Here is a 5968-nt window from a genome sequence, read left to right as displayed (position 1 = left end):
AGTACCGCTCCGACATCCTCGACGGCTTCCTCACCGGGACCGGACTCTCCCTCGACCTCCCACCGCCATCACCTTGAAACGCCGAGGTCAGTAACTACTTGACAGGGGCGTTCTGCTCGGAATCGGGCAGCGCGATGAAGCGCGTGTTCAAGCTGCTGGGCAGGCCTGGTCGTCGCCTCACTGATGGGCGGGCGGTCCGGCCTCTTCGAGTGCTGTCCGGCCGACTCGCCGAGTTGCCCGCCGAGGGCCTGGTCCTGCGGAGGCGACGCCTGACCTGACAGAGCAGGGCCAGGCTGCGGCCCGCACTCGTCGAACTCGGACGCTGGGCCGAGACATGCCCGCCCAACCGTTCGATGCCCCGCTCCGGGCTTCGCGGTCCAGCTCACGACCGCGCGGCGCTTCAGGGTGTCTGTGCGTGGCCCGGCGGTTTCCGCACCGCCGGGCCACACGCGGGTCAGGCGAGGCCGAGCTGCTGGTAGAAGGTGTTGTTGTCCCAGAAGAGGAACTCCTCCTGCATCACGCCGGCCTTGTTCCAGATGCCGACCGTGACCATGTTGATGGAGAACTTCTTGCCCGTCGGCTGGATGAAGCCGCCCTTGCCGTCCGGCATGGGCTTGGTGAAGGTGCCCTGCATGACGCCGGTCACCGAGGTCAGGTTGCCCTTGGCGATGCGGTTCGGGTGCTCGGTGATGTGTGTGTCCGGCGCCCAGACGAACTGGCTCTTCATGTCGGCGATGTGCTGGTCGAGGCCGTCCGTGTAGTGACCGTCGGGGTAGTGGACGCGGATGTTCTGCGCGTGGCTCTCACCGATCCGGTCCCAGTGCTGGCCGGAGTACTCGTTGAAGTCCAGGTCGTCGAAGGTCTCCAGGTTCCGGCGCTCCTCATGGGTCAGGTTGGTCGGCCAGGACGACTCGGCCTGCGAGGTGGCGGCCGGGTTGCCGATCGGTTCCGGGCTGCTCGTGCCCGTGGCCGCCAGGCCGGTTCCGGTGGCGACCGCGGTGAAGACGAGGGCGCCCAGGGCGACGGCGCCCGCGCTCTTTACGACGTTGCGGCGGTTGAGGACGTTGCGGCGGTTGATCATGTCGAAACTCCTTGTCTGCAGGATCACGCTCGGGGGAGGGGGTGGGGGTGGTTCAGAAGGCGAAGGGGCCGAAGCGGCCCCAGGCCACCTCGGCGGCCAGGGCGAGCAGGACCAGGGCGACCGGGAGGGCTTTCGCCTCCTTGCGGCGCAGGTGCAGCCCGGTGGCGCCGAGCATGGTCGCCGCGAGTCCGAGGGCGGCCCAGGCCGTCAGGGCCGGCGCGATGCCGAGCGCGGCCGGGACGATCAGCCCCACGGCGCCGAGTACCTCGACGACGCCGGCCGCCTTGACGGACCTCGGGGAGAAGTCCGCGGTCCAGGCCATGCCGGCGGCGGCCAGCTTCTCGCGTGGCTGGCTGATCTTCATCAGCCCGGCCGCCAGAAACACGAGCGCGAGCATGCCGGCAATGACCCACAGGACGGTGTTCATGAGGGATTTTCCCTTCCGCTCACTTGATGCTTCAAGTTCGAAGTTAGCTCGGCACACTTGAAGCGTCAAGTGAGGTCGAGTGGATCTGGCTTGAAGGATCAAGCTAGGATGCGGTCATGGACGCATCTGAACCCCGCTGGCTGAACGCCGACGAGAGGCAGACCTGGCTCTCCCTGGCCGCCATGGTGATCAACCTGTCGAACGCGCTGGACACGCAGTTGCAGCGCGACGCCGGCGTCAGCCACTTCGAGTACCAGGTCCTCGCCACCCTGTCCGAGGCCGCCGAACGCACCATGCGGATGAGCGACCTGGCGGTCCTCACCAACGGCTCGCTCTCCCGCCTGTCCCACGTGGTCAAGCGCCTGGAGAAGCAGGACTGGGTGCGCCGCACCCCCGATCCGGACAACGGCCGCTACACCCTGGCTGTCCTCACCGAAGCGGGCTGGGAGAAGGTCGTGGCCACCGCCCCGGGCCACGTCGCGGAGGTCCGCCGCCTCGTCTTCGACCCGCTCACCCAGGCCCAGCAGCGCACCCTGCGCACCATCGGCCAGCGCGTCAACCAGGCCGTCGACCCCACGGGCAGCTGCCCGCAGTGACGCCCGCCCGTCACCCCGGCCCGCCCCGCGGAGGACTCACCGTGACCTCGACACTCGGTCCCGCCGTCCCCGCCGGCGCCTACGACGACTTCCTGCCCGGCGCCCTGCGCCGAGCCCGCGCCCAGCGCGACTGGACCCCCGCCGACGGCCCGCTACCTGCCCTCTTCGTCAGCCACGGCGCCCCGCCCCTGCTCGACGACGGCCCCTGGCTGCGCCAGCTCCTCGACTGGTCCCAGAGCCTGCCCAGACCCAGGGCAGTCCTGATCGTCTCCGCCCACTGGGAGCACGCGCCGCTGTCCCTGTCGGCGCCCGCCGCGCACACCCCGCTGGTCTACGACTTCGCCGGCTTCCACCCCCGCTACCGCCAGGTGCGCTACGACACCCCGGACGCGAGCGCGCTGGCCCGGCGGGTGGCGGCGATGATGCCCGACGACGAGCCCGTCCACCAGCACCCCAGCCGCGGCCTGGACCACGGCGCCTGGCTCCCGCTGATGGCCATGTTCCCGCTCGCCGACATCCCCGTGCTCCAGCTGTCCATGCCCACCCACGACCCGGCCCGACTACTGGACCTCGGCGCCCGCCTGGCGCCCCTGCGCGAGGAAGGAACCCTCGTCATCGGCTCCGGGTTCATGACCCACGGCCTCCACGCCATCACCCCCGCCATGCTCCGCGGCACCGTCCCCGCCTGGTCCTCCGACTTCGACACCTGGGCCGCCGACGCCCTCGCCCGCGGCGACGTCGAGGAACTCGCCGCCTGGCGCGACCGCGCACCCGGCATGCCCCACGCCCACCCCACCCCCGACCACTACACCCCGCTGTTCATCACCCTCGGCGCCGGCGGCGACCCCGGACGACCCGTCACCACCGCCATCCACGGCTACGTCCTCGGCTTCGCCAAACGCTCCTTCCAGACCACCTGACACCCCCACCGACGGCCCGGCCCCGGCTCACCCGGCCAGACAACTCATCGCCGACGAAACCGGGCAGCCGACCGCCGGACCCACGGCAGCCCATCAGGCCCAGATGTACTCCTCGGCGATCGCACCGTCACGCCACTTCGCCACGGTGACCATGCGCGCGCCGTTCTCGAGCTCGCCGACGACGCAGGTCCACTCACCCGACCCGAAGGCGATCGGGTGCGAGGTGATCTGCGGCGGTGTACCACCCACGGCTTCGACATACGCCTTCATGGCGTCGATGTGCTCCTGGATGCCATGGGTCGTCGGCTGACCGCTCTGGACCACCAGCACATCATCCGTGTGATGGCGGGCGAACACACCATCCCAGTCGGCCCTGTTCCACCCGGTGGAATCGAGATCGTCCATGCCCCTGAGATTGCGGCTGACCTGGTCCTCTGACATCAGAGCCCTCCGATTCCTCGCCGAAGTTCCGCACGGCCCCCGCTGATCGCCCTCTCCAGCGCCCAGCACTTCGAGCCTATGAGCGGCCCATACGCCCCGCACCCGCGAGCGGGTCGGCTGCCGACCTGCTCGGCGGCGTCCAGAGCATCCAGAAGCACGGTCTGCTGGTCAGCCAGGTCTCTGGCCGCCCGGCCGTCCCGCTGAACCTGGCCACCACCCGAACGGCCCATCCGCGGCCGTTCTCACCCGCTCCTGACCTGCGCCAACAGCCGAAACTCGCCAGTCGGGGCCCGGAACTCACCAGCGCCCCGAGGCGATACTCCCCGGCGCAGGTCAGCAGGGCTGCCGAAACTCCCCGGCACAGGTCAGCAGGGGCGCGCCGGGGTCAGGACCGGCGCCACCAGGAACCGGTGCGCTTCGCCTCGGCGGCCGCGGCTTCGGCGGCGGCCCGCTCGCGCTCGGCGGCCTCCCGCGCCTTCCGGTCGGCGTCGGCCTGGCGGCAGCCAGCGCACAGCCCGTCATCTCCCCAGGCGGCCCGCTCGCGCTCCTCCCACCGCTCGTCGGAGAACTTCGCCGAGCAGCGGCGGCAGGCCTGACGGCGCCGTTCCCGCTGCTCCGCCTCCCGCGCCCGGCGGGACCGATCCACCTCGGCCCGCTCGACGGCCAGCAGCTCGTCGCCGTCCGGGTTGTCGAGCGCGTCGGTGAGGGTGTGCCAGCCGCAGCGGCCGAACCGGTGCCACACCGGGGCGTCGGCGCCGAAGCGGCGCAGCAGCGGCAAGGTCACCCGAGGCGCCGGCAGCCCAGCCGCTGCCCTGGCGATGGTGTTCAAGCTCGTCGAGTCCGCCCAGACCCGATGGCGCGCGATCACCGGCGCCCACCTCGTCCCGCTGGTCCGCGCCGGGGCCCGCTTCGAACGCGGTCAGCTCGTCGAACGCCCCGAAACGTCGGAGCACGAACGTGCTCAGCTGACACACTGAGGCCGAAGCGCAGAACCACACAGAGGACCCGGACGCCCATGCTGAACCCACTCGACGCTCCGGACACAGTGACAGCCGCAGCCGAACTGCTCACGGACCTGCTCGACGACGGCAACCCATTTGTGTCGTCCATAGAGTTGTTGTCCCCTGTAGTCCCAGTGGCTGGGACGACACCCGGTCATGACTGGATGAAGGGTCTCGCTCAAGCCGTCTACGACGCGGGGGCCAGTGGACACCAGGTAGGAACGTCGATCGTCCCGTTCGAGTCGCCGCGAGCCTGGCGGGACATTCTCCGCCGAGAGGTGACCGACGGCATCATGCAGCCCGCCAGCAGGTGGCCAGACGCCAAACTGCTCAATCCCGTTGATATCCGGCAGGCAGGCGAACTCGCCGACGGCGTCGCCGACCTCATCGAAGCCTATCTGGGGCCCGTCCGAAGCTCCGGCGACGTCGACGGCCCGCGCATGGGCATGGGCGCCGTATGGTCGCGCAGCCTGCTGTTGGTCACCAGCGACTGGGCCGCCATCCTCTTTCTCGGGATTGATGACTGACCGAACACGTCCCCGTCCACTGCGGCCGCCGCCTCAGCGGCTCTCATCGTCCACAACTCTTGACAGTTACTCACGGCCGGTGCATGGGGTCTGCGCCTATCCGGAGTCCAGAGCCTCTGACTGGCTGTTCAGGGGGCTGATCGCCTCCTGATTCTGGGCGTCAGTGATCTGCCGCTTGCAGTCCTTCGGGGCCGGGGAGGACGACAGGGCCGTTGCAAAGTTCGGTGATCTTGTGTGACTGAGCGCTTCAGTCGGCCAGTGAGTGGTTGGAGGTGGCCGGTTGAGCGTTCGGCTCGCTGTCAGTCGTCCTCGGGCCGGACGCGGCCGCCTCGGGCGCATGCCAGCACCGTCGTGGCTGCGGCGTTGAAGAAGAGCATGAACCCCCAGGCTTGATCCGCTGTCTGGATCGTGCCGATCCGCAAGGGCTCGCCTCCTGCTTGTTCGAGGATCCCAACGGTCTCGGTGAGGCCGAGCGTCGCTACCCCGCGCCTCTGGGTGGTCCGGAGGCGGCGCCGGTAGACGCCGAAATGCTGGTTGGCGGGGATCAGGCTGTCCCAGACCGTGAAGGTGCCTCCGGAGAGCAGAGCGTCGCGTGCGGGGCCGCAGGCCGGCGTCTGGTCGGCGAGCATCTCGGCGAGGTCGTCGCGTGTCATGCGACAGATCCTGCCGGGCGTTGCTCAACTGGCCAACTGAAATGCTCAGTCACATCTTATGACTGTGCTGGTCAGGCGAGGCCGAGGAGGTCGAGCGGGCGGCTGAAGGGCTCGTAGGAGGCGTGCCGGAGGCCGGCGGCGATGTTGCGGTGCCCGTGCTGCCGCAGCGTGTTGATCGCCAGGTTGCGGAGGGTCGCCATGTTCTCGGGTCCATGGCCGGTACGGATCTCAGTGGACGTTAAGTCCGTTTCTGGTAGCGGCCTCGTTCGGGTTGGGTGAGGAAGCCTTGGCGAGTGAGGCGTCCGAGGCGGCTGCGGGTGAT

Annotated in this window: 9 protein-coding genes and 1 pseudogene; 4 read left to right on the top strand and 6 right to left on the bottom strand. The window is 69.6% G+C overall.

From position 1 onward, the window contains the following. Positions 1–454 precede the first annotated feature (454 nt). Positions 455–1081: an ester cyclase gene (locus tag ACZ7KX_RS42425; RefSeq protein ID WP_470331300.1), complete on the bottom strand. Its 627-nt coding sequence runs from the start codon at positions 1079–1081 to the stop codon at positions 455–457. A 52-nt stretch (positions 1082–1133) separates the two neighbouring features. Continuing rightward, positions 1134–1508, bottom strand: coding sequence for a DoxX family protein (locus ACZ7KX_RS42420; RefSeq protein WP_470331299.1), 375 nt, complete (start codon positions 1506–1508; stop codon positions 1134–1136). A gap of 116 nt (positions 1509–1624) precedes the next feature. Here ACZ7KX_RS42420 and ACZ7KX_RS42415 point away from each other — a divergent pair, with 116 nt between their 5' ends. Together ACZ7KX_RS42415 and ACZ7KX_RS42410 are read left to right on the top strand one after the other, a co-directional pair. Next, on the top strand, positions 1625–2104 hold the full coding sequence (locus tag ACZ7KX_RS42415; RefSeq protein ID WP_470331298.1) for a MarR family winged helix-turn-helix transcriptional regulator: 480 nt from the start codon (positions 1625–1627) through the stop codon (positions 2102–2104). A gap of 41 nt (positions 2105–2145) precedes the next feature. After that, complete coding sequence (locus tag ACZ7KX_RS42410) at positions 2146–3024, top strand: dioxygenase family protein (RefSeq protein ID WP_470331297.1); 879 nt, start codon at positions 2146–2148, stop codon at positions 3022–3024. A gap of 93 nt (positions 3025–3117) precedes the next feature. Here the strand turns inward: ACZ7KX_RS42410 and ACZ7KX_RS42405 are convergent, their stop codons facing one another. Both ACZ7KX_RS42405 and ACZ7KX_RS42400 read right to left on the bottom strand, forming a co-directional pair. Beyond that, positions 3118–3429 carry a hypothetical protein gene (locus ACZ7KX_RS42405; protein WP_470331296.1) on the bottom strand — a complete coding sequence of 104 codons (312 nt, stop codon included), beginning with the start codon at positions 3427–3429 and terminating at the stop codon, positions 3118–3120. A gap of 421 nt (positions 3430–3850) precedes the next feature. Further along, entirely contained in the window at positions 3851–4249 is a 399-nt protein-coding gene (locus tag ACZ7KX_RS42400; protein WP_470331301.1) for a hypothetical protein, read from the bottom strand. Between ACZ7KX_RS42400 and ACZ7KX_RS42395 the strand changes: the two are divergent. Together ACZ7KX_RS42395 and ACZ7KX_RS42390 are read left to right on the top strand one after the other, a co-directional pair. Further along, positions 4242–4442 (top strand): annotated as a pseudogene (locus ACZ7KX_RS42395) (hypothetical protein); the annotation flags it as partial. The gene ACZ7KX_RS42400 and the pseudogene ACZ7KX_RS42395 sit on opposite strands and share 8 nt — an antisense overlap. Positions 4443–4480: 38 nt before the next feature. After that, positions 4481–4993, top strand: coding sequence for a hypothetical protein (locus ACZ7KX_RS42390; RefSeq protein ID WP_470331295.1), 513 nt, complete (start codon positions 4481–4483; stop codon positions 4991–4993). Between the two features lie 299 nt (positions 4994–5292). On the opposite strand, the gene ACZ7KX_RS42385 is transcribed toward ACZ7KX_RS42390, so the two are convergent. Further along, a complete protein-coding gene (locus ACZ7KX_RS42385; RefSeq protein ID WP_470331294.1) occupies positions 5293–5646 on the bottom strand; it encodes a hypothetical protein in 354 nt (117 codons plus the stop codon). A gap of 71 nt (positions 5647–5717) precedes the next feature. Then, on the bottom strand, positions 5718–5846 hold the full coding sequence (locus ACZ7KX_RS42380) for a hypothetical protein (RefSeq protein WP_470331293.1): 129 nt from the start codon (positions 5844–5846) through the stop codon (positions 5718–5720). Between the last annotated feature and the right edge of the window lie 122 nt (positions 5847–5968).

The organism is Kitasatospora sp. NPDC038210 (assembly GCF_055600605.1).
This window is presented reverse-complemented; position numbering and strand designations above follow the sequence as displayed.